This window comes from Micromonospora sp. CPCC 205561, assembly GCF_036906775.1.
Lineage (GTDB): Bacteria > Actinomycetota > Actinomycetes > Mycobacteriales > Micromonosporaceae > Micromonospora.
The window spans coordinates 61,329-84,309 of record NZ_JBAKHV010000010.1 but is presented as its reverse complement, the minus strand read 5'-3'; the positions used below and the strand labels follow the sequence as shown (position 1 = coordinate 84,309).

At 75.9% G+C, this 22,981-nt stretch carries 19 protein-coding genes; 6 read left to right on the top strand and 13 right to left on the bottom strand.

What is annotated here, in order from left to right:
• Nucleotides 1-519 precede the first annotated feature (519 nt).
• Together hpt and V6V16_RS08775 are read right to left on the bottom strand one after the other, a co-directional pair.
• Complete coding sequence (hpt, locus tag V6V16_RS08780; RefSeq protein WP_334561273.1) at nt 520-1,095, bottom strand: hypoxanthine phosphoribosyltransferase; 576 nt, start codon at nt 1,093-1,095, stop codon at nt 520-522.
• A 100-nt stretch (nt 1,096-1,195) separates the two neighbouring features.
• Nucleotides 1,196-1,333 carry a hypothetical protein gene (locus V6V16_RS08775; RefSeq protein ID WP_334561271.1) on the bottom strand — a complete coding sequence of 46 codons (138 nt, stop codon included), beginning with the start codon at nt 1,331-1,333 and terminating at the stop codon, nt 1,196-1,198.
• Between the two features lie 150 nt (nt 1,334-1,483).
• Between V6V16_RS08775 and V6V16_RS08770 the strand changes: the two genes are divergently transcribed.
• Entirely contained in the window at nt 1,484-2,443 is a 960-nt protein-coding gene (locus V6V16_RS08770; RefSeq protein ID WP_334561269.1) for a GlxA family transcriptional regulator, read from the top strand.
• Nucleotides 2,444-2,461: 18 nt separating this feature from the next.
• Here the strand turns inward: V6V16_RS08770 and V6V16_RS08765 are convergent, their stop codons facing one another.
• The 4 genes from V6V16_RS08765 to dacB form a co-directional block, all read right to left on the bottom strand.
• Complete coding sequence (locus V6V16_RS08765; protein WP_334561268.1) at nt 2,462-4,105, bottom strand: gamma-glutamyltransferase family protein; 1,644 nt, start codon at nt 4,103-4,105, stop codon at nt 2,462-2,464.
• A gap of 66 nt (nt 4,106-4,171) precedes the next feature.
• A complete protein-coding gene (gene tilS, locus V6V16_RS08760) occupies nt 4,172-5,164 on the bottom strand; it encodes a tRNA lysidine(34) synthetase TilS (protein ID WP_334561267.1) in 993 nt (330 codons plus the stop codon).
• A gap of 10 nt (nt 5,165-5,174) precedes the next feature.
• On the bottom strand, nt 5,175-6,245 hold the full coding sequence (locus V6V16_RS08755; RefSeq protein WP_334561265.1) for a zinc-dependent metalloprotease: 1,071 nt from the start codon (nt 6,243-6,245) through the stop codon (nt 5,175-5,177).
• 82 nt (nt 6,246-6,327) lie between these two features.
• Nucleotides 6,328-8,079 carry a D-alanyl-D-alanine carboxypeptidase/D-alanyl-D-alanine endopeptidase gene (gene dacB, locus V6V16_RS08750; protein ID WP_442934049.1) on the bottom strand — a complete coding sequence of 584 codons (1,752 nt, stop codon included), beginning with the start codon at nt 8,077-8,079 and terminating at the stop codon, nt 6,328-6,330.
• 156 nt (nt 8,080-8,235) lie between these two features.
• Between dacB and V6V16_RS08745 the strand changes: the two genes are divergently transcribed.
• Nucleotides 8,236-8,742, top strand: coding sequence for an inorganic diphosphatase (locus V6V16_RS08745; RefSeq protein ID WP_334561263.1), 507 nt, complete (start codon nt 8,236-8,238; stop codon nt 8,740-8,742).
• 34 nt (nt 8,743-8,776) lie between these two features.
• On the opposite strand, the gene eccD is transcribed toward V6V16_RS08745, so the two are convergent.
• A complete protein-coding gene (gene eccD, locus V6V16_RS08740; protein WP_334561261.1) occupies nt 8,777-10,177 on the bottom strand; it encodes a type VII secretion integral membrane protein EccD in 1,401 nt (466 codons plus the stop codon).
• A gap of 102 nt (nt 10,178-10,279) precedes the next feature.
• On the opposite strand from eccD, the gene eccCa reads away from it, so the two are divergent.
• The 3 genes from eccCa (at nt 10,280) to V6V16_RS08725 (ending at nt 16,535) form a co-directional block, all read left to right on the top strand.
• Nucleotides 10,280-14,251 carry a type VII secretion protein EccCa gene (gene eccCa / locus V6V16_RS08735; RefSeq protein ID WP_334561259.1) on the top strand — a complete coding sequence of 1,324 codons (3,972 nt, stop codon included), beginning with the start codon at nt 10,280-10,282 and terminating at the stop codon, nt 14,249-14,251.
• Between the two features lie 70 nt (nt 14,252-14,321).
• The gene (gene mycP / locus V6V16_RS08730; RefSeq protein ID WP_334561257.1) at nt 14,322-15,710 is read left to right on the top strand and encodes a type VII secretion-associated serine protease mycosin; all 1,389 of its coding nucleotides are present in this window, start codon (nt 14,322-14,324) and stop codon (nt 15,708-15,710) included.
• Between the two features lie 99 nt (nt 15,711-15,809).
• The gene (locus V6V16_RS08725) at nt 15,810-16,535 is read left to right on the top strand and encodes a phosphatase PAP2 family protein (protein ID WP_334561255.1); all 726 of its coding nucleotides are present in this window, start codon (nt 15,810-15,812) and stop codon (nt 16,533-16,535) included.
• 147 nt (nt 16,536-16,682) lie between these two features.
• Here the strand turns inward: V6V16_RS08725 and V6V16_RS08720 are convergent, their stop codons facing one another.
• From V6V16_RS08720 to V6V16_RS08695, 6 genes are all read right to left on the bottom strand, one after another.
• Nucleotides 16,683-17,861: a MarP family serine protease gene (locus V6V16_RS08720; protein WP_334561253.1), complete on the bottom strand. Its 1,179-nt coding sequence runs from the start codon at nt 17,859-17,861 to the stop codon at nt 16,683-16,685.
• A gap of 62 nt (nt 17,862-17,923) precedes the next feature.
• Nucleotides 17,924-18,616 (bottom strand): NUDIX hydrolase, encoded by a 693-nt coding sequence (locus V6V16_RS08715; RefSeq protein WP_334561251.1) that lies wholly within the window; start codon nt 18,614-18,616, stop codon nt 17,924-17,926.
• Between the two features lie 37 nt (nt 18,617-18,653).
• Entirely contained in the window at nt 18,654-19,277 is a 624-nt protein-coding gene (locus V6V16_RS08710) for a TlpA family protein disulfide reductase (protein WP_334561249.1), read from the bottom strand.
• 55 nt (nt 19,278-19,332) lie between these two features.
• Nucleotides 19,333-20,121, bottom strand: a complete 789-nt coding sequence (gene nth / locus V6V16_RS08705) for an endonuclease III (protein ID WP_334561247.1) — start codon at nt 20,119-20,121, stop codon at nt 19,333-19,335.
• A gap of 61 nt (nt 20,122-20,182) precedes the next feature.
• Complete coding sequence (locus tag V6V16_RS08700; RefSeq protein ID WP_334561245.1) at nt 20,183-21,334, bottom strand: CapA family protein; 1,152 nt, start codon at nt 21,332-21,334, stop codon at nt 20,183-20,185.
• Nucleotides 21,335-21,390: 56 nt separating this feature from the next.
• Nucleotides 21,391-22,071 carry an adenosylcobinamide amidohydrolase gene (locus tag V6V16_RS08695; RefSeq protein ID WP_334561243.1) on the bottom strand — a complete coding sequence of 227 codons (681 nt, stop codon included), beginning with the start codon at nt 22,069-22,071 and terminating at the stop codon, nt 21,391-21,393.
• Nucleotides 22,072-22,288: 217 nt separating this feature from the next.
• On the opposite strand from V6V16_RS08695, the gene V6V16_RS08690 reads away from it, so the two are divergent.
• Nucleotides 22,289-22,966 (top strand): Crp/Fnr family transcriptional regulator, encoded by a 678-nt coding sequence (locus V6V16_RS08690; RefSeq protein WP_089003062.1) that lies wholly within the window; start codon nt 22,289-22,291, stop codon nt 22,964-22,966.
• The last annotated feature ends 15 nt before the right edge of the window (nt 22,967-22,981 follow it).

Here is a 22,981-nt window from a genome sequence, read left to right as displayed (position 1 = left end):
CTGATGGTGTCGCCGCCCGGGGCGGCGGCCGGAGCCGCCTTGCGGGCCGGCTCGACCCCGAGGCGCGAAACTACCGCGCCGCGGTCATTCGACGGTACACCGTGCGCGCGAGGAGTGAGCTTGCGAGCCCCGCAGTCGCGCACAAAGGGAACATGTGCGCGCGGGGAGCAAGCCCGCGAGCCCCGCAGTCACGCACAAAGCGAACATGTGCGCGCGGGGAACAAGCCCGCGAGCCCCGCAGTCACGCACGAAGCGAACATCGTGCGCGCGGGGAGCGCGCCTGCGAGCCCAGACCAACGCGTCGGCGAACCGGGTCCAGCCGGCGTGACGGGGACTCCGCGCCCGCCTCCGACCGCCCGGTTCCGCGGTTCGAGGGTCGGGCATGGAGGGTGCCTCCACGCCACCGGCCTCTACCGTAGTCCGATTCGCTGAGAGCCCGCTGAACGTCCGCTCGATGGACGCCGATGCGAGCGGGGCTCGGGCGCCGGCCGGGGGCGGGGGCGGGGGCGGGGGCGGGGCTCAGGTCCGGGCGTAGACCTCGGGCTTGAGCACCCCGACGTAGGGCAGCTCGCGGTAGCGCTCGCCGAAGTCGAGGCCGTAACCGACGACGAACTCCGTCGGGATGTCGAAGCCGACGTACTTCACCGGGACCGGCACCTTGACCGCGTCCGGCTTGCGGAACAGCGCGACCACCTCGACGCTCGCGGCCGAGCGGGACTCCAGGTAGCGCAGCAGCCAGGAGAGGGTCAGGCCGGAGTCGACGATGTCCTCGACCACGACCACGTGCCGACCGGCGATGTCCCGGTCGAGGTCCTTGAGGATGCGGACCACCCCGGAGGAGGTGGTGCCCTGACCGTAGGAGGAGATGGCCATGAAGTCCAGCTCGGCCGGCGGCCCGTTACGGCCCAGTGCCCGGGCGAAGTCGGCCATGAACATCACCGCGCCCTTGAGGACGCAGACCAGCAGGAGCCCGTCATCGACGTCGGCGTAGTCCGCCGAGACCTGCTTGGCGAGTTCCGCTGTCTTCTCGCGGATCTGGGCCTCGGAGATGATCACGTGGTCGATGTCGGCGTCGTACCAGGAGCCGTCAGCCATGGCTCCTAGCCTGCCGTACGCCGGATGGCCTCCGTCGGCGGGGCCGCCCCTTTTGGCGCGGTCCCGCCCCGGATGAACCTCACATCGAGGACCAATCACCTCAGCAGGCCCGCGACCGCCAGCGGCGGCCGTCGTCGGACGGCTTCCAGTCGGCCGAGTCCCGGCTGTCGGCGGTGAGGCCGGCGACCGAGGCCACGGCGAGGAGGACGAAGAAGAAGAGGAAGAGCAGGATCTCCATGGCGGCGCTCGCTTTCGCGTGGTTGCTGTCGGTTTCGCCGCCGGTGCGCACCGGACTGGAACCAGTCTCCACCGCCGCTTGAGGCCGGGACAGTGGCAGGAATGCCACTCCCCCTCGATTTCCTGCCAGCCGCGCGGTTACCCTCGTCACATGCTCAGATCGGTCGCCGTCCTCGCCCTGGACCGGGTCGCCACGTTCGAGCTCGGGGTCCTCGCCGAGGTCTTCGGGACCGACCGCACGGACGACGGCTTCCCCGGCTACGACTTTCGCGTGTGCAGCCCGGAGGGGGCCCCGGTCCGCACGTCGTCGGGATTCCACCTCACCCCGCACGCCGACCTCGGCCCGGTCGACGAGGCCGACCTGGTCGCCGTGCCGGCCCACCACGGCGGCGCCACCGTTCCGGCCCCGGTGCTCGCCGCGCTGCGCCGGGCCGCCGACCGGGGGGCGTACATGTTCAGCGTCTGCTCCGGGGCGTTCGTGCTGGGCCAGGCCGGCCTGCTCGACGGCCGGGAGTGCACCACCCACTGGCGGTACGTCGACGAGTTGCAGCGCCGCCACCCGACCGCCCGGGTCCGGTGCAACTCGCTCTACGTGCAGGACGACCGGCTGCTCACCAGTGCCGGCACCGCGGCCGGCATCGACGCCTGCCTGCACCTGGTGCGCCAGGAGCACGGCTCCGCGACGGCCACCCGGCTGGCCCGCCGGATGGTGGTGCCCCCGCACCGCGACGGCGGGCAGGCCCAGTACGTCGAGGCGCCCATCCCCAAGACCCCCGAGGCGCCGACCCTGGAGCCGGTGCTGGAGTGGCTGATGGGGCACCTCGACCGGCCGGTGACCGTCGACGAGCTGGCCGCCCGGGCGGAGATGTCGCCGCGCACGTTCGCCCGGCGGTTCCGCGCCGAGACGGGCACCACGCCGCACGACTGGCTGACCAACCAGCGGGTGCTGCTGGCCCGACGCCTGCTGGAGGAGACCGGGCTCAGCGTCGAGGCCGTCGCGGACCGGGCCGGCTTCGGCGACTCGGCGGCGCTGCGGCACCACTTCGCCCGCCGGGTCGGCGCCAGCCCGCACACGTACCGGGCCACCTTCCGCGACCGGGTGGGAGCCTGAGCGGCTGACGGCGGCGGGTCACCAGCCGAGCACGCCGCCGCCCACCCGGGGCTCCGAACCGGCCACGTAGCCGCCGTCCGGCAGCCGCCAGATCGCCTGCCCGTGCCCGAAGACCGCCGGCTCCTCCGCGACGGTGATCTCGTGGCCCCGGGCCCGCAGCTCGGCGACCGCGGCCCGCCCCTCGGCGGTGGCGACCAGCTCCGGCTCGACCAGCACCGACCGGCCGGCGTGCCAGTACCAGCGCGGCGCGTCCAGCGCCGCCTGCGGATCGAGCCCGCCGTCCAGCGTCGCCGAGACCAGCTGCACGTGCCCCTGCGGCTGCATGTGCCCGCCCATCACCCCGAAGGGGCCGACGGGCCGCCCGTCGCGGGTGAGGAATCCGGGGATGATGGTGTGGTAGGGCCGCTTCTCCGGCCCCACCGCGTTCGGGTGCGCGGGGTCCAGGCGGAACCCGAGCCCCCGGTTCTGCAGGGCGAAGCCGTGCCCGGGCAGCACCACGCGTGAGCCGAAGGCCAGGTAGGTCGACTGGATCAGGCTCACCATCATGCCGCCCGCGTCGGCGGTGCAGAGGTAGACCGTGCCGCCGCGCTCCGGGTCGCCGGCGGTCGGCTCCCCGGCCCGATCGGTTATCAGCGCGCGCCGGGCCGCCGCGTACTCCGCGGAGAGCAGCGCCGCCGTGGGCACCGGCACCCGCTCGGGGTCGGCGACGTGGGCGTGGGCGTCGGCGTAGCCGAGCTTCATCGCCTCGATCTGCCGGTGCAGCCGCTCGGCGAGGGGCAGCCCGGCGAGCTCCGCCCCGTCCAGGATGTGCAGGGCGAGCAGCGCGGCCAGGCCCTGCCCGTTCGGCGGCAGCTCCCAGACCTCGTGCCCCCGGTAGCCGGCGGAGATCGGGGTCACCCAGGTCGAGGTGTGCCGGGCCAGGTCGTCGGCGGTGAGCAGGCCGCCGGTGCGGGCCGCGTGCCCGGCCAGCGCCTCCGCGATCCGGCCCCGGTAGAAGTCCTCCGCGCCGCTGGCCGCGATCAGCCGCAGGGTGTGCGCCGCGTCCGGGTTGCGCCACCGCTCCCCGGCCCGGGGCGCCCGGCCGCCGGGCGCGAACAGCCGCCCGAACTCCGCGAGCTCGGCCCCGGTGGCGTCGACGCGGGCGGCGAGCGCGCGGGACCAGATCGTCGCGACGCCCGCGGAGACCGGATGGCCGTGCTCGGCGTAGCCGATCGCGTCGGCGAAGAGCTCGGCGAAGGGCAGCGAGCCGAACCTGTCGTGCAGATCGCGCCAGCCGGCCGGCGCGCCGGGCACGGTCACCGGCAGCCAGCCCCGGGCGGGCATCGCCGGCCCGGACCCCTGCGTGCCGCCCAGGGCGTCGACCGGCGCCGCGCCCCGCCCGCCGGTCGCGTCGAGCACCAGCTCGCGGGTCAGGGCGGCCGGGGACCGGCCGGAGGCGTTGAGGCCGTGCAGCCGCTCGCCGTCCCAGACGATCGCGAACAGGTCGCCGCCGATGTCGTTGGAGGGGGGCTGGACCACGGTCAGCGTGATCGCGGTCGCCAGCGCCGCGTCGACGGCGTTGCCGCCGCGTCGCAGCACCGCCAGGCCTGCCGCCGCGGCCAGCGGCTGGCTCGTCGCCACCGCGCCGTGCGGCGCCAGGAGCGGCTGTCGGGGGTACACCATGCGCCATGTCTACCGTCTCGCGGCGAATCCCGCGGCCCCGCGACCGGGCCCCGGTCGCCGGACGGATCAGCGGGCACCGATGGCGGTGAGCCGGCCGTCGCGGCGCGACACCCTCAGCCCGCCCGGAAGGTGCGCCGCCCCCTGCCCTCGCCAGCGGGTGACCAGCGCGTCCAGGGCGGTCACGTGCCGGTGCGACAGGGCGGCCGGCGGTGCGCCCAGCTCCCGGGCCCAGGCGTGCAGCACCCGGCCGCGTAGCGCGGGTGGGAGGTCGGCCAGGGCCGGTACCGCCAATCCGCCGTCGGGGTGCCGGGCGTCGGCCAGCGCGGCGCCGGCCAGCTCGTCGAGGAGGGCGTTGTCGGCCGCCGCCAGGCGGGCCGTCCGGGCCAGGTTCTCCAGCACCCCCGGCCCGAGCGCGTGGGCCAGGGCGGGCAGCACGTCGGCCCGGACGCGGGCCCGGGCGTACGACGGGTCGGCGTTGTGCGGGTCCTCCCACGGGGTCAGCCCGAGCAGCGCGCACGCCGAGCGGGTCTGCTCCCGGCCGATCTCCAGCAGCGGGCGCAGCAGCGGCACCCCGTCGAGGTCCCGCCGGGCGGGCATCCCGGCCAGGCCGCGCGGGCCGGCGCCCCGGGCGAGCGCGAGCAGCACGGTCTCGGCCTGGTCGTCGCGGGTGTGCCCGGTGAGCAGGGCCGCCGCCCCGAGCCGGTGGGCCGCCTGGGCCAGTGCCTGGTAGCGGGCCTCGCGGGCCGCCGCCTCGGGGCCGCCCGGCCGCCCGGCCACCTCGACCCGCACCGACTCGACCGGCGTCAGGCCGGCCTCGTGGGCCCAGCTCACCACCGCCTCGGCCCGGCGGGCCGACCCCTCCTGGAGGCCGTGGTCGACCGTCACCAGGCCGGCGGCGCGGCCCAGTCGGGGTGCCACGAACGCGGTGGCGACGGCCAGCGCGAGCGAGTCCGCGCCGCCCGAACAGGCGACCAGCACCGGGCCGCCGGGCGGCAGGTCGGCCAGGGCACGGCGGACCGCCACCCGGATCGCGGCCACCGGCGGGGCGAGCGCGGCCACGGGCGTACGGTCAGGTGGTGGTCGGGGCCGGGCCGACCGGCCCGTGCACCCGCGCCACCCAGGCGTCCGGGTCGCCGAGCTCCTCCAGCCGGGGCAGGGTGAGCGGCGAGCTGAAGATCTTGTTGAAGCCGTCCATGCCGACCCGGTCGACCACGCCGTGCACGAACTTGCGGCCCTCGGCGTACTGGCGCATCTTGACCTCGATGCCGAGCAGCCGGCGGATGGCCTTCTCCAGCGGGTTGCCGGCCTCCCGGCGCCGGTTGAACGCCGCCCGGATCCGGTCGACGCTCGGCACCACCTGCGGGCCGACGCCGTCCATGACGAACTCGGCGTGCCCCTCCAGCAGGGTCATCAGCGCGGTGAGCCGGTCCAGCACGGCCCGCTGCGCCGGGGTCTGCACGATGTCCAGCACGCTGGTGCGGCTCTCCGGGTCCTTCACCGCGTCGGAGAGGGTGGCCACGCCCCGGCGCAGCCGCTCCAGCACGTGCTCGCCGCCGCTCGACGACGCGTCCACGAAGGCCTGCACCTCGCTGAGGAAGTACGCCCGCATCCACGGCACGGCGGTGAACTGGGTGCGGTGGGTCACCTCGTGCAGGCAGACCCAGAGCCGGAAGTCCCGCGGGTCGGCCCCCAGCTTCCGCTCGACCTCGACGATGTTCGGCGCGACCAGCAGCAGCTGGCCCGGGTCGGCGGAGAAGACCTCGTACTGGCCGAGGACCCGGCCCGAGAGGTACGCCAGCACGGTGCCGGCCTGCACGCCGGTGACCCGGGAACCGATCGCCTCCGTCAGCGCCCCGGGCTGCTTGTCCTTGGTGAGCCGCCCGACCAGCGGGGTGATCACCTCGCGCAGCCCGGCGATGTTGGTGGCCGCCCAGTCCCGCCGGTCCACCACCCGCACCGGCGGATGGGACACCTGCGAACGCAGCCCCGTGTAGTCGGCGACGTGCCCGGCCGCCTCGTCGGTCAACCGCCGCAGGTCACCGACGACGTCGGTGGCCTCGGTGTAGGACACCCGGGGGCCCGACTTGCTCAGCGCCCCCGCGGTCGCGGCGGCCAGATCCCAGTCCACGAACTGCGCCATGCACCCCACCGTACCCGCGCCGCGACACCCCGGCCCGGGCTCGCGCAGAGCGATCGACGCCGGTCGCACCCCGGGCTCCAGTTCAGCGGCAGCCGCAGCCGGCCAGGGCGGCGCCGATCCGGTCGAGCGCCACCCGGGCGGCAGCCAGCCCGTCCGGGGGCACCTCGTCGGTGAGCACGGCGAAGGTGAGCAACCGGCCGTCGGCCGTGCTGACCAGGCCGGCGACGGCGTGCACCTTGGTCAGCGTCCCGGTCTTGGCCCGGACCACCCCGGCGCCGGCCTTCGTCGCCGCCGTCCCGTACCGCCCGGCGAGGGTGCCGGACCAGTCGGCGACGGGCAGGCCGCCGAAGATCGCGGCCAGCTCGGGGCGACTGCCGTCGCCGGCGAGCGCGATCAGGTCGGTGAGCAGCGAGGGGCTGATCCGGTTGGTACGCGACAGGCCGCTGCCGTCGGCCAGGGACAGCTCGTCGGCCGGCAGACCCAACTCGCCCGCCACCGCGTCCATCGCCGCGCCCGCGCCGACGAAGGAGGCGGGCTGGTTGCGGGCCAGCGCGACCTGGCGGGCCAGCGCCTCGGCGACGATGTTGTCGCTGTCTCTGATCATGATGTCGACCAGCCGGACCATCGGCAGCGACTCGACCCTGCCCAGCTCCGCTCCCGGGCCGGGGGTCGCGGCACCGGCGGCGGGGGCGGTGCCGCGCCGGACCGCGTCGGCCGGTACGCCGAGCAGCCGGGCGAAGGCCCGACCGGCGGCGAGGTCGGGCTGGGCCACCCGCTCGGCCCAGTGGTTGCCGGCCGCCTCGTCCTTCTTCGCGCGCGGCACGTCGCTGCGGGCACCGTCGGTCATCAGCGCCGTGATCGCGCCGCCGTAGCCGCCGGTGGGAATGTCGGCGTCCCACCCCGGCTCGAAGACCGGGCCGGAGTAGAGCGACGAATCGACCGTCACCTTCGTCGGCTCCGTGCCGCCGAGCGCCTGTCGTACCTGGGCGGCCAGGTCGTCGAGGCGGGCCGCCCCGGGGTAGAAGCCCTTCCGGTCGACCGCCAGCGTGGGGTCGCCGCCACCGACGATCACCACCTCGCCGGGGGCCGCGCCGGCGACCGCCCGGGTCGGCACGCGGTACGCGGGACCCCGCGCGGCGAGCACCGTCACCCCGGTCACCAGCTTGGTCACCGAGGCCGGCACGGTGCCGTCGTCCTCGCCCCGGCCGAAGAGCGGCTGGCCGGTCGCGACGTCGGCGACCGAGACGTGCACCCGGTCACCGAGGGCGGGCACGCCCACGAGCGGGGCGAGCGCCGCGCGTACGCCCTCGGCGGTGGGCAGCGGAGCGTTCGCGTCCGCGCCGGCCAGCACCGCCGCCGGGGCAGGTTCGGCCGCCCGCGCGGCGGCGCCGCTGTCGACGGGCTCGTCACCCAGCCAGTCCGCGACCGGGCCCGGCCGGACGACGGCGAGCCCGACGGCGGCCAGCACCAGCGCGAGCACCGCGGCCAGCGCGACGGGCAGGGCCCGGCGGCGGGGGGCCGGCGCGGGCGCGGACGACCCGCCAGCGCCCGGGGCGTCCGGGTCGGTCGCCCCGCCGGCGGGGCGGGTCGCGGCGGCGGCCCAGAGGTCGGGCGACGGGGGGCCGGGGTCTTGGCCGGCCTCGCCGGCGCCGGACACCGGAGCGGCCGGGACGTCGTTCCCGGGGGCCGGGTCGGGGCCGGCCGGTGATCCGGCCGTGCGGGGCAGGTGCGCGTCGGGCACCGGGAACCGCCCGCTGACCCCGCCGGAAGCAGATCGTCCGGTACCCCGCCCAGCGCCGACATCCGGGCGGTAGTGTGAATCTTCCCTCCCCACGACCCCCTCCTCCCCCCGCGAAAATCTGCTTGGGTGACACTACTTCGGTCCGAACACTATGCGGCGGCCGGAGCGGGCGGATGGGCATTCATCCGTACGGGGAGCGGCGGCCGCTGGTTTCCGTTGGCCAGCGTGGGCAGACGAGGGAGCGTGCAGATGGATTTCGACGTTACGGTTGAGATCCCCAAGGGTCACCGCAACAAGTACGAGGTCGACCACGCGACCGGCCGGATCCGGCTGGACCGCACCCTCTTCACCTCCACGCAGTACCCGGCCGACTACGGCTTCATCGAGGGCACGCTGGGCGAGGACGGCGACCCGCTGGACGCGCTCGTGCTGGTCCCCGAGCCCACCTTCCCGGGCTGCCTGATCCGGTGCCGCACCATCGGCATGTTCCGGATGACGGACGAGAAGGGCGGCGACGACAAGGTCCTCTGCGTCCCCTACGAGGACCCGCGCCAGGAGCACCTGCGCGACATCCACCACCTCGGCGAGTTCGACCGGCTGGAGATCCAGCACTTCTTCGAGGTCTACAAGGACCTCGAACCCGGCAAGTCGGTCGAGGGCGCCACCTGGGTGGGGCGGATCGAGGCCGAGGCGGAGATCGTGGCGTCGTACCGGCGCGCCCGGGAGGCCGAGGAGCGCGGCGAGTCCGCGCACTGACCCGGCACCGACCACCGACGGGCCCGGGGGCCGCTCAGCCGAGCAGCCCCCGGGCCCGCTCGTACAGGCCGAGCACCGCACAGGCGACGGGCACCACCGACACCACCAGGGCGGTGTCGGTCAGGTCCGCGATCCGGCCGACGTACGGGGAGACCGGCCGGCGGGCGTACGTGGTGCCGGCGGCCACCGCCACCAGGGCCAGCGCCAGCCCGGCGACGACCAGGGCGAGCCGGCCGGCCGGGCCCGAGCGGTCGACGAGCACGGCGCCGAGCACGGCGTACTTGGCGAGGCCGGCGGCGACGGTCGGCGTCCGGTGGCGCAGCGACACGAACAACCGCGAGCGCAGCAGCAGCACGGCCGCGGCGACCGCCACCAGCAACCGGCCGGCCACCCCGCCGGAGAGGGCGAGCACCACGGCGGCGGCGGTGGCCAGCAGGGCGTGGCCGAGCAGCATCCCGGTGAGCATCTCCTCCGTCCGGGCCACGGCCGCGTAGACCCGGTCCCGGTCGGGCAGGTCGCGAGCCCGGTCGGCGCCGCCCTGCTCGCCGGTGGGCAGGGTGATCGGGGGCAGCGGCACCTTGCCGAGCCGGATGGCCAGCAGCGGGATCGCCCCGACCGCGAAGACCAGCACGCAGAGCAGGACCGCCGCGGTGCCGGCGGGGCTGAGCAGCAGCCCGCCGAGCGCGGCCAGGGCGCCGACGGACCCGACGGTGGCGCCCGCCACGAAGACCCGCAGCCGGGTCGCCACGCCGACCAGGCCGAGCACCGACACCAGCAGCAGCGCCACCGACCCGGCCAGCAGCTCGGGCGCGCCGACCCAGCGCAGCCCCGGGACCGGCCCCACCGGGTCGCCGGAGCCGACCGCGAGGGCTCCCGCCACGGCCGCGTAGGGCAGGGCGTAGCCGCCCAGGGTCGCGCCGGTCGGCCCGTCCCCGTGGGCCCGGGACGCCACCACGCCGGCGAGGGTGAGCAGCAGCGCCACCACGGCGGCGGCCGACGGGGCCGCCTCGTGTGCCGGGCCGCCGGCCGCCACGGCGAGCAGCCCGACGCTCAGCGGAACGGCCGCGCCGGCCAGGGCGGCGGCCCGGGTGGCGGCGGGCGACCACGCCCCGCCGCGGCGCCGGGCGCCGTCGGCGATCGCCTCGACGACGTCGTCGTACTCCAGCTCGGGCCACTGCGCGCGGGCCGGCACCAGGTGCAGCACCTCGCCGTCGCGGACCCCCTGCGGCAGCAGCGCCTGCGCGGTGGCCAGCACCGCGCCGTCGGTCCGCCGCAGCACCCAGCCGCCGTGCCGTTCGCCGTCGTCGGCGAGCCCCTCGCCGGCGTGCCGCAGCACCTCCGGCAGCAGCTCGGCCAGGGGCACCTGCTCGGGCAGCGCGACGTCCACCCGCCGCTGCGGGGCGCTGATGGTGACCCGGGCCAGCCCGATCGTCATCGACTGATCTCCATCTCCGGCGGGGATTGGCGGCTGCGCGGACGAGAGGACTTTACCTACCATGAGCCAGGCTCGGGTTACCGAGCGCTGTCAGGAGGTCGAGTGTCCACTGTCGTCATCAAGCGGCCACCCCGCCGACCGGCGCCGGAGATCCCGGTCGGCGAGCTGCCGGTGGACGCGCCGCCGGAGATCCCCGCCGTCCCCGGCGGACGCTGGCAGCAGCTGCTCATGGTGCTGCCGATGCTCGGCGGCACGGTGGCGATGGCGATGATGTTCGGCCGCGGCGGCGGGGCGTACTCCTACGTGGTCGGCGGCATGTTCGGGCTCTCCTCCCTGGCCATGCTGGTGACGTCGTGGGGCAGCGCCTCCGGCACCCCGAAGAAGTCGGAGATGATGGCCGCCCGGCGCGACTACCTGCGGCACCTGAGCGCGCTTCGGCGCCGGGTCCGGCAGAACGCCGGGCAGCAGCGCGCGGGGCTCTACTACCGGCACCCGGACCCGGGTCGGCTCTGGTCGACCGTCGACAGTCACCGGGTCTGGGAACGCCGCCCCACCGATCCGGACTTCGCGGTGGTGCGGGTCGCCGTGGGCCCGCAGACCCTCGCCACCCCGCTGGTCCCCCCGGTCACCCGGCCGCTGGAGGAACTGGAACCGATGACCGCCGGCGCGCTGCGCAGGTTCCTGGACGCCTACTCCGTGGTGCCCGACCTGCCGGTGGCGCTCTCGCTGCGCAGCTTCGCCCGGGTCTTCGTGCGCGACACCGCCGCGGGCGCCGGAACGGACGGCGGGCCGGCCGCCCAGGCGCTGGCCCGGGCCATGCTCGTCCAGCTCGCGGTCTTCCACGCCCCGGACGAGCTGCTCGTCGCCGTCTGCGCCGGGCCGGAACGGCGGGCCGTCTGGGAGTGGGTCAAGTGGCTGCCGCACGCCCACCACCCCACCCGCACCGACGCGCTCGGCCCCGTCCGGCTGGTCACCACCGCCGCGGCCGAGCTGGAGAGGCTGCTGGACGAGGTGCTGGCCAGCCGGTCCCGGTTCAGCCCCGCCGGGCCGGCCACGGACGGCCCGCACGTCGTCGTGGTGCTCGACGGGGGCGACCTGACCGGCGCCACCGACCTGACCGGCGACGGTGGCATCGACGCCGTGACGGTCATCGACCTGGACACCCCGCCGCCACGCCTGCTGGACCGCTTCGCGCTGCTGCTGGAGCTGCGCGGCGGCCGGCTGCACTCCCACTCGGCCGAGGGGCACGCCGAGGTGGGCACGGCGGACCGGCTCGATCCGGTCGACGCGGAGGCCGTCGCCCGGCGGCTGGCCCCGCTGCGGCTGGCCACGGCCGCGCGTGGCCCGGACGCCGCGCCGGGCGCCGAGCCGGGGCTGCCCGAGCTGCTCGGCCTCGGCGACCCGGAGAGCTTCACCGCCGAGCAGGGGTGGGCGCCCCGCTCCGCCCGGGACCGGCTGCGGGTGCCGATCGGGGTGGGCACCGACGGCGGCGCCATCGAGCTGGACCTGAAGGAGTCGGCGCAGGACGGGATGGGGCCGCACGGCCTGCTGATCGGGGCGACCGGCTCCGGCAAGTCCGAGCTGCTGCGCACACTGGTGCTCGGGCTGGCCGCCACGCACAGCTCGGAGCAGCTCAACTTCGTACTGGTCGACTTCAAGGGCGGCGCCACCTTCGCCTCGTTCGACCGGCTGCCGCACACCGCCGCCGTGATCACCAACCTGGCCGACGCGCTGCCGCTGGTCGACCGGATGGTCGACGCCATCAACGGTGAGCTGGTCCGCCGCCAGGAGCTGCTGCGCCGGGCGGGCAACTTCGCCAGCCTGCGCGACTACGAGCGGGCCAGGGCCGCCGGCACCCCGCTCGCCCCGCTGCCGTCACTGCTGCTGGTCTGCGACGAGTTCTCCGAGCTGCTCTCCGCCAAGCCGGACTTCATCGACCTGTTCGTGCAGATCGGCCGGCTGGGCCGGTCGCTCGGCGTGCACCTGCTGCTGGCCTCGCAGCGACTGGAGGAGGGGCGGCTGCGCGGGCTGGACACCCACCTGTCGTACCGGATCGGGCTGCGGACCTTCTCCGCGCTGGAGTCCCGCACCGTACTCGGGGTGCCGGACGCGCACGAGCTGCCTCGCTCCCCCGGCCACGGCTACCTCCGCTTCGGCACGGAGCCGCTGGTGCGGTTCAAGGCCACGTACGTCTCGGGGGCACTGCGCCGGCGCGACGCGGCCACCGGCGCGGGCGGCGCCGGGCCCCCGCGCCTGCTCGCCTTCTCCACCCACCTCGTGCCCGAGCCGGAGCCCGTCGGGCCGCCCGCCCTGCCGGCCAGGGCCGACGAGGCCGGCACCGAGAGCCTGCTGGAGCTGATGGTCGGCCGGCTGGCCGGGCAGGGCCCGCCCGCCCACCAGGTCTGGCTCCCCCCGCTCGGCGGGGCGCCGACGCTGGACGAGCTGCTCGGCCCGGTCGGCGTCGACCCGTCGCGTGGGCTCACCTTCGGCAACCCGGAGCTGCACGGCGCGCTCCAGGTGCCGGTCGCGGTGGTCGACAAGCCCTTCGAGCAGCGCCGCGACCTGCACTGGCTGGCTCTGGAGGGCTCCGCCGGGCACGTCGCCGTCGTCGGCGGGCCGCAGAGCGGCAAGTCGACCGCGCTGCGCACGCTGATCTGCGCCCTGGCACTCACCCACACCCCCGCCGAGGTGCAGGTCTACTGCCTCGACTTCGGCGGCGGCGGGCTGGCCGCGTTGCGCGACCTGCCGCACGTCGGCGGGGTCACCGGCCGCGCCGACCCGACCGCCGTGCGGCGTACGGTCGGCGAGATCGCCACGCTGCTCGTCGACCGGGAGCGGCGCTTCGCCGAGCTGGGCGTGGAGTCGATGGCCGCCTGGCGGCAGCGCCGCGCCGCGCTCGCCGGCACCGACCAGCCCGGCGCGGACCCGTTCGGCGACGTGTTCCTGGTGGTCGACGGCTGGGCCACCCTGCGCGGCGAGTACGACGACCTGGAGCCGCTCGTCACCGACCTGGCGACCCGCGGCCTGTCGTACGGGGTGCACGTGGTGGCGACCGCGGTGCGCTGGCTGGACTTCCGGCCGGCGATCCGGGACCTCTTCGGGTCCCGGCTGGAGCTGCGCCTCGGCGATCCGTCCGACTCGCTGGTGGCCCGCCGGGCGGCGGCGAACGTGCCGGAGAAGAGCGCCGGCCGGGGCATCACGGCGGAGAGCCTGCACTTCCTCACCGCGCTTCCGCGGCTGACCGCGGCCGACGCCGACACGACCGATCTGGTCGAGCGGGTAGCCGGGAGCTGGGGCGGGCCGGCCGCGCCCCCGGTGCGGCTGCTCCCGCCGGTGCTGCCGTACGCCGAGCTGGACCTGACCGCGACCACCGGCCTGCGCATCCCGGTCGGGATCGCCGAGGCGGACCTGCGACCCGTGGCGCTGGACTTCGGGACCGAGCCGCACTTCGTGGTCTTCGGCGACGCCGAGTGCGGCAAGTCGTCGTTCCTGCGCGCGCTGACCACCTCGATCATGACCCGGTTCACCCCGGAGCAGGCCCGGATCATCCTGGTCGACTACCGCCGCAGCCTGGTGGACCTCACCGAGTCGGCGCCGCCGCACCTGATCGGCTACGGCTCCGCGGCCGCGTTCACCACCGACCTGATCGAGTCGGCCGCCGGCTACATGGCGGCCCGGGCGCCGGGGCCCGACGTGACTCCCGTCCAGCTGCGGCAGCGGTCGTGGTGGTCGGGGCCGGAGCTGTTCGTGCTGGTCGACGACTACGACCTGGTCGCCAGCGGCCCGGCCAACCCGCTGCGGGCGCTGGAGGAGCACCTGCCGCACGCCCGCGACGTCGGGCTGCACCTGGTGCTCGTCCGCCGCTCGGGCGGTGCCGGACGCGCCCAGTACGAGCCGCTCGTGCAGCGCCTGCGCGAGCTCTCCACGGCGGGGCTGGTGATGGCGGGCAGCCCGGAGGAGGGGGCGCTGGTCGGCCCCGTCAGACCCGGCCCGCTGCCGCCCGGGCGCGGCCGGCTGGTCACCCGCCGCGAGGGCGTACGCCTGGTCCAGCTGGCCCATCTGCCGCCGCCGTGACCGGTGTCCCCGGAACGCCCCTCCGGGCGGCGGGGAACCGGTAATCTCCGATCGTCATGTTTGCGTCCCGATGAATGTCCTTGAGGATGTGACCACCGTGCGGCACAGCTGTCCGCCAGCGGCCAGGCGGATCGCCGGAGGCGCGTGGCTCGGCGTGGCGGCGGTCGTCGTGTCGGTCGCCGGGCCTGCCGCCGCGGCCGCCGCCCCGCCCCCCGCCAGCCGGCCGGTCGCCGCGGTCCCGGCGGCGCTCGCGGTCCCCGACAGCCAGAGCCGCCCCGACCAGGTCCGCGACGAGCAGTGGCAGCTCGACGTGCTGCGGGCGAAGACCGCGTGGCGCAGCTCGACCGGGCGGGGCGTCACCGTCGCGGTGGTCGACTCCGGGGTGGACGCCGCCCACCCCGATCTGGCCGGGCAGGTGCTGCCCGGCCTCGACCTGGTCGCCGCCCCCGGCTCGCCCGGCGGCCCCGACCCGGTCGGTCACGGCACCACCGTGGCGGCGCTGATCGCCGGCCGGGACGACGACAAGCGGGGCGCCGTCGGCCTGGCGCCGGACGCCCGGATCCTGCCGGTGCGCGTCCTCGACGCCGAGAACCGCTACGACGACGCGCTGATCGTCGCCAAGGGCGTCCGCTGGGCCGTCGACAACGGCGCCCGCGTGATCAACCTGTCTCTCGGCGGTAGCGGCGACAGCCCCGCGCTGGCGGCCGCGCTCGACTACGCCTTCGTCCGGGACGTCGTCGTGGTGGCCTGCACCGGCAACCTGGGCAGCTCGGCCAACGCCAAGGTCTGGTACCCGGCCCGCGAGCCCGGCGTCATCGCGGTCGCCGGGTCCGAGCGCGACAGCGACAACCTCTGGTCCGGGTCGATCACCGGGCGGGCCACCGCGCTCACCGCGCCGGCGACGGGGCTGGTGGGGGCCCGGCCGGGCGGCTACTGGCGGGTGCAGGGCACCAGCTTCGCGGCGCCCCTGGTCGCCGCCACCGCCGCGCTGGTGCGGGCGCGCTACCCGGAGATGTCCGCCGGCGACGTGGTCAACCGGCTGCTCAACACCGCCCGCGACATCGGCCCGACCGGTCGGGACGACCGCTTCGGGTACGGCATGGTCGACCCGGTCGCCGCGTTGGACGCCGAGGTCTCCCCGGTGGGGCGCAACCCGCTGGACGACCAGTCCTCCCCGGGGGTGGTCGGGTTCGGCCCGGCCCCGGGGTCGACGCGGCCCGAGGTCGCGGGGATCGGCGACCAGCTCGGTTTCGGCGCGCCGCGCCAGCAGACCCGGTGGAGCGCGCAGCCCGCCGGCGCGCACGAGGACGCCACGCCGGAACGGCTCTGGACCGGGGCCGTGCTCCTCGTCGCCCTGCTGACCGGGGCGGCGCTCGTGGTGCGCCGGTTCCGGCGGTGGACTCCGCTGGCCCACCCCCGGCGTCCCGCCCCGACGTGGCGACGGCCGCCCGGGCACTGAGCGGGCGGCCGGGGCCGTCTGGGCCCCGGGCGGGGCGGGAAGGACCCGGCCGGCGCGTACCGGGTCTGACGGAGCCGCCTCGTGGGTAGGACGATTCCCATGAGCAGCACCGGCCCGCACAGCCTCGCCGCACCGCCGTCGTGGCGCGGCCGTCGCCTGCACCGGGAGCACCCGCGGGGGCTGCGACTGACCCTCGCCGCCGGGGCCGCGTTCCTGGTGGCGGTGCCGTTCGCCCTGCTGGCGGCCCTGGTCCTGGGGGACTGGTCCCCGCTGCGGCGGCTGGACACGGCGGTCACCGACGCGCTGGTCGGCTACGCCGCCGAGCATCCCGGGTGGGTACGCCTGCTGGCGCTCTGGACCGACGTGTTCGCCCCGATGCCGCTGCGCGCCGCGGCCCTGGTCCTGGTCGTCTGGCTGGTCCGGCGGGGCGCCCGGCGGCTGGCGGTCTGGGTGGCCGTCACCATGGCCGTCGGCGGCCTGCTCGGTCCGCTGCTCAAGCTGCTCGTCGGCCGGCCCCGGCCGGATCTGCCCGACGCGGTGGCCGAGGCGCCCGGCCTGGCCTTCCCGTCCGGGCACGCGCTCAACGCCGCCCTCGCCGCCGGGGTGCTGCTGGTGGTGTTCCTCCCGCTGGTGGGGCCGGCCGCCCGTCGGGCGGTGTGGACGGCCGCGCTGCTGCTCGCCCTGGTCACCGGGTTCAGCCGGGTGGCCCTCGGCGTGCACTGGACCAGCGACGTGCTGGCCGGCTGGCTGCTGGGCGCGGCCGTGGTGGCCGCGACCGCCGCCGCCCTCACTGTCTGGCAGGCGACCCCTTCCGCCCGGCGCTGACCGACGCCGATCAGGCGGACGGCCCGTTGCCGGCGCCGGCCGGTCAGGGCGGACGGCACCTTGCCGGCGCCCGCCGGTCAGGCCTGGGGCCCGCCGCCGGCGCCCGGGGCCGCCGGGTCGACGGGCGGTGCGCGCCGCCGAGGCGGCTCAGGTGCACTCGCCGGTGCCGACGGCACGGGTGCGTTCGGCGCCGGCCAGGGCGACCGGGCGGGCCTCGGCGGCGGTGACCGCGAAGCCGGTGTTGGGGTCGTCGGCCGCCGCCGCGAAGATCACCCCGAGCACCAGGCCGTTCGACGAGACCAGCGGGCCGCCGGAGTTGCCGCTCTGCACGAGCGCCCGGATCGTGTAGACCTCCCGCGTCACGTTGCCGGCCGAGTAGATGTCGGGCCCGGTGATCCGGTCGACGTCCCGCACCCGCGCCGACTGCGCGTTGTAGGGGCCGTCGAGCGGGAAGCCCAGCACGATGGCGTCCGCGCCGCTGCCCGCGTTGCCGGCGGCGAAGCGCATCGACGGGCCGGGCAGCCCGGGCGCGTGCAGCACGGCCAGGTCCCGGTCGGGGTCGTAGACGACCACCTTGGCGTCGTACCGGTCGCCGTTCAGCTCGACGACGGTGGAGCGGGTGCCGGCCACGACGTGGGCGTTGGTCATCACCCGGTCGTCGGCGTAGACGAAGCCGGAGCCCTCGATCCGGCGCGAGCAGCTCGGGGCGGAGCCGAGCACCTTGACCACCGAACGCTGGCTGTTCACCACCACCTGCGAGCCGGCGAGCGCCGGGTCGGGCGGGGACACCTGGCGGGCCCGGGTGGGCGCCAGGTCGCCGAAGACGTCCGGGAATCCGTTGGTGTCGACGGTCTCCCGCAGCGCCGTGGAGAGCTGCTGCGCCTGGTCCGGCAGGACCCGGTCGACCACGGTGAGCAGCGCGCTGTTGCGCACCGAGGAGGCCAGCCAGGGCAGCGACGACGAGCCGAGGGGCACCGCGACGAGCCAGGCGACCAGCAGCACGGCGAAGAGCGACACGAAGGCCCCGCCGACGTCGTCGACCCGCCGCCCGACCTCGCTGGTGATCGTCTTGCGCACGTGCGAGCCGAGCCAGCCGGCGACCGCCTGGCCGACCACCGCCAGCCCGAAGACCGCCACCAGGGAGATCAGCACCCGGGTGCCGCTGTCGACGAACTGCTGTGCCAGCAGCGGCCCGAGCTGGAGGCCCACCAGCGCGCCCAGGAAGAAGCCGGAGAACGACAACACGCCGATGACGAAGCCCTGGCGGTATCCGCTGATCGCGAACACGAGCATGAGCAGCAGCAGTACGAGATCCACGGCGGACACCCGTCAAGCGTACGGGCAGCGGGCTCACCGATGACCTTCGCTTGCGAAGGCGGGCCGTCGGGTCAGCGCACCGGGGTCTCGTCGACGGTGTCGGTGCCGGCCGAGGGCGCCGGCGTGGCCCGGGTCGGCGGCAGGTCGACCACCCGGTCGCGCGGCCAGGGCCGGGCCCAGCCGCCCATCTCCAGCAACGTGGCCAGTACGCCGGCGGTGAAGCCCCAGACCAGCATGCCGCGTGCGGAGAAGGCCGGGCCGATCCACCCGCTCGGGTGCCGCACCCGCATCCGGTTGGCCGGGTCGACCAGCTCGGCGACCGGCAGCCGGGCCACGTGCGCCACCTCGGCCGGCTCCCGGGGGTGCACGGGGTGCGGCGCGTGCCACCAGGCGAGCACCGGAGTGACCACGAAGTCGCTGACCGGGATCCAGAGCTTCGGCAGCTCGGCCAGGACGGTGACGCTGGCCGGGTCGAGGCCGACCTCCTCGTTCGCCTCGCGCAGCGCGGTCGCCCGGACGTCGGCGTCCTCCGGGTCGGCCGCGCCACCCGGGAAGGCGGGCTGGCCGGCGTGGTTGCGCAGGGTCGCCGCCCGCTGGAGGATCAGCACGTCCGGGCCGGCGCCCGGCTCCTCGCCGAGCAGCACCAGCACGGCGCTCTCCCTGCCCCCGCTCTCCGGGGTGACCAGCTGGGTGAAGTCCTCGCTGCGCGCGCTGCCGAGCCGGGCCAGCAGCGGATCGAACCAGCCCGGCGGTCGCCGGCTCACGCCGGCACCCCCGCGCCCCACCGCGCCCACCGGCGGCTCACGCGGGCACCGTCACGCCGAGGTGCCGCCGGACCAGCTCGGCGAGGCGGGCGTCGTCGAGCGCCCCGGAGGAGTCGACGTGCCGGACGCGGCCCTGCCCGTCCACGAAGACGGTCAAGGGCACGGCCTTGCGGTTGAGCGCCCGCTTGAACGACTCGCCCTGGTCGACGAGGACGGGGAAGCGGATGCCGAAGTCCTCGCCGATGGCCTGCGCGGACTCGCGGCCGTCCTGGTTGTTGACGCCGATCACCTGGAGCCGGCCGGCGGCTCGCTCGCTGAGCCGCTGGAACGCCGGCAGCTCCTCGCGGCAGGGCGGGCACCAGGAGGCCCAGACGTTGACCACCGCGGGGCCGCGCAGGTCCCGCAGGGCGACCGGGGCGCCACCGGTGAAGCAGTTCAGCGTCAGCGCGGGCAGCGCCTGGCCGCCGCCCCCGGGCGGGGTGGCCGGGGCGGACGCGGGCGGCGTGCCGAGCGCCGAGCAGTCCTGGAAGGGCGAGGGCCGGCTGGCGGCCGCCCCCTGCCGACCGGACGGGCCGGGCTCCTGCTGTTCCTCGGCGCCGGCGGTGCAGCCGCCGACGGCCAGCAGCACGGGCACGAGCAGGGCGGCGAGCCGACGGTTCATCGGTTCACCGTGGTTCGCGACCGGGGGGCCCGGGACACCGGCTCTCTCCTCGCGCTCACGGGGCCTCCGCCGCGACGGCCTGGACCGGCACCAGCTCCGGGTCGACGCCCACGGCCACCGCCAGCTCCCGGGCCCGGGGCCCCTTGAGCAGCTTCGCCGCCGCCGGCGGCTCGGTCGGGCCGGTGCCGTACGACGGGCAGAGCCTCGCCAGCGTGCAGGCCCCGCAGGCCGGCTTGCGGGCGTGGCAGACCCGCCGGCCGTGGAAGATGATCCGGTGCGACAGCATGGTCCAGTCGCGCCGGGGGAAGAGCGCCCCGATCGCGTGCTCGATCTTGACCGGGTCGGTCTCGGCGGTCAGCCGCCAGCGCTGGACGAGCCGCTGGAAGTGGGTGTCGACGGTGATCCCCGGGACCTCGAAGGCGTTGCCGAGGATGACGTTGGCGGTCTTGCGGCCGATGCCGGGCAGGGTCACCAGGTCGGCGAGCCTGCCGGGGACCCGGCCGTCGTACCGCTCCACGAGGCTCTGGCCGAGCCGGATCAGCGAGTCGGTCTTGTTGCGGTAGAAGCCGGTGGGCCGGATCAGCTCCTCCAGCTCCGCCCGGTCCGCCCCCGCGTAGTCGGCGGCGGTCGGATAGCGGGCGAAGAGCTTCGGGGTGACCTCGTTGACCTTCTTGTCCGTGCACTGCGCGGAGAGGATCGTCGCGACGGCCAGCTCCAGGGGATTGGAGTGGTCCAGTTCACAGTGCGCGTCGGGGTGGGTCTCGGTCAGCACCCGGCCGATCCGCCGGGCGCGACGGGTGCGCCCGAGGTCGGTCTCGGTGGAGCGGGAGGAACTCGTGGTCACGCCGGCCAGCCTACGTCGCCCGGCCGACGGTCGGCCGGGTCCACGCGCCGTGCCGTCCCGGTCAGCCGCCCTGCGGCGCGCCGATCGCGCCGGAGTCGTCGAACCGGGCGCCGGTCTGCGGGAAGTCGCTCCTGGTCAGCTGCTTCACCAGGCCCAGCCCGCGGTCGTCGCGGTCCATGGTCGGTCTGCCGATGGAGTTCATGTACGTCGAGACGAACGAGCCGCCGGCCCAGCTGCCGTCCGGCTTCAGCGACACCTTGAGCACCCCGCCCCAGCCGAGCCGGCCGGCGTTGCTCAGCGAGTTGCCCCCGCCGGCGAAGTTGCCCAGGCTGTACGCGATCAGCCGGCCCTTGTAGAACTCCATGCCGCGCAGCACGTGCGGGCCGTGCCCGACGATGAGGTCCGCCCCGGCGTCGATCATCGCCTTGGAGAACCTCACCGGGTCGCCCCGGTTCTCGCCGAGGAACATCTCGGTGCCCGGCCGCACCCGGGTCTTCTCCGCCCCCTCGCCGCCCATGTGCACCTGCACGACGACCACGTCGGCCATGCCGGCCGCCTTGGTGATCACCTTCTTCGCGGCGGCGATGTCGGTGAGGCTGTTGGACCAGACGTACGAGGAGAAGCCGGCCACCGCGACCTTGACCCCCTTGACGTCGACCACGGTGATCTGGTCGGGTGCCCCGGTGTGCGCGAGGTCGTACTTCTCCAGCGCCTTCTGGGTGTTCTCGTAGCCCTTCGGGCCGAAGTCGTAGCCGTGGTTGTTGGCCTGGTTGAGCAGGTCGAAGCCGGCGTCGCGCAGGTGCGCGGCGTACTCGGGCGGGGCGCGGAACTGGAAGCAGCGGGTCGAGTTCGGGCCGCACTTGCCGGTGCCGGTGTCGACCGTCAGCGGCTCCTCCAGGTTGCCCATCACCAGGTCGGCGGCGAGCGCCTTCTCGACGGAGTCGAAGAAGCCCTTCCCGCCGCCGGGGGGCAGCCGGTTCGGCGCGTTGCCCATGATGATGTCGCCGGTCGCCGAGAGCGAGATCGCCTGCTCGGCGGAGGGGGCGGGCGCGCCCGAGCGGGTCGGGGCGGTGGTGCCGTCACCCGTGCCCGGTCGCCAGGCCGCGTCGGCCCCGGAGTCGGTGTCGCCGCAGCCGGCGGCGAACAGGGCGGCGAGCAGCGCACCGAGGGCGAGCGCGGCTCGGCGACGCGGAGAGGAGGCGGCAGCGTACATCGATCGCGACCCTAGCGGCTGGACAACGCCGGGACGAGAGCCGATCGGACGGAGATTCAGCCCGCCGGTCGGTCCGACCACGGGACCACGGTGCCCGCACCGCCGGCCGTCACCGCGGCGTGCACGGCGCGGGCCAGCGGAGCGCCCCAGGCGGAGCGCGGCCCGCCGTACGCCGACTCGGGGCCGTCGGGCGGGCAGAGCACGGTGACCGCGTCCGTCGGGGTACCCGTGCCCGGTACGCCGAGGCCCGCGATCGCCTGCGCCTTCGCCTCGGTGGCGGTGGCCACCGCGTTGACCAGGGCGGCGTCGCCGAGCCGGGCCGGGACGTAGGCGACGAGGTTGACGGTGCCGACCCGCTGGACGCCGCCGGCCCGTCGGGCGAGCGCCGCCGGGGCGGGTTCCGCCGCCCAGACCGGGGTGCCCAGGCCGACGGTCGCCCAGACCCGCACGCCCGCGTCCGTCCGGGCCACCACCTCGGCGACGTCCACCCCGGTCAGCAGACCCACCCCCGGCCCGTCGAGGCCGAGCCGGTCGGCCAGCTCCGCCAGGTGGGCGGCGGGGTCGTCCCGGTCGTACGACATGGGCACGGTCGCGTTGACGACCCACCGCCGGACGCCGATCCCGCCGCCCAGCGGCGCGGAACTGACCGCGCGCAGCGGACGCTCGGCGCGCCAGACGAGCAGCGGGACGTCCCGGCCGTCCTCCCGCCGGGCGGTCAGCACGGGTTCGCTCAGCACGTGGTGACCCTACGGCCCGGTCCCGGCGCGGCGGCCGGCACCCGCGCCGGGCGCGCGATCATACTGCTTGATCAGGTCGGTCGGGTTGCGCCCAACGATCAAGATTCCAGGGGTGCGCCTCTGACAGGTGCTCACATGCGCCTAGACTGGCGACGCGCGAGGGATCAGCGGACGGCGGACCCGGCCGACGGACGGCACGCGCAGGCGGAGGTGCGCGATGGACGAGGTACTGGCCCGCAGCGGGATCTTCCAGGGCGTCGACCCGGAGGCTGCCGAGGCGCTCGCCAAGGAGATGGAGACGCTCGAGGTCCGCAAGGGCGAGATCGTCTTCAACGAGGGCGAGCCCGGCGACAGTCTCTACATCCTGCTGTCCGGCAAGATCAAGGTGGGTCGACGGGCCGCCGACGGCCGGCAGAACCTGATCGCCGTGATGGGCCCGTCGGACATGGTCGGTGAGCTGTCGCTCTTCGATCCCGGCCCGCGTACGGCGACCGCCACCGCGGTCACCGACACCCGACTCGTACGGCTGCGCAAGCAGGCCCTGCGGCCCTGGCTGAACAACCGGCCGGAGATCGCCGAACAGCTGCTCCGGGTGCTCGCCCGCCGGCTGCGGCGGACCAACGACTCGCTGGCCGACCTGATCTTCACCGACGTGCCCGGACGCGTCGCGAAGAACCTGCTCCAGATGGCCGGCCGCTTCGGCACCCGCGACGGCGGCGTGCTGCGGGTGACCCACGACCTGACCCAGGAGGAGATCGCCCAGCTGGTGGGCGCCTCCCGGGAGACCGTCAACAAGGCGCTGGCCGATTTCGCCTCGCGCGGCTGGCTGCGCCTCGACGGCAAGAGCATCATCATCCTCGACCCGGAGCGCCTGGCCCGCCGCGCCCGCGTCTGACCGGCACCCGGCCGG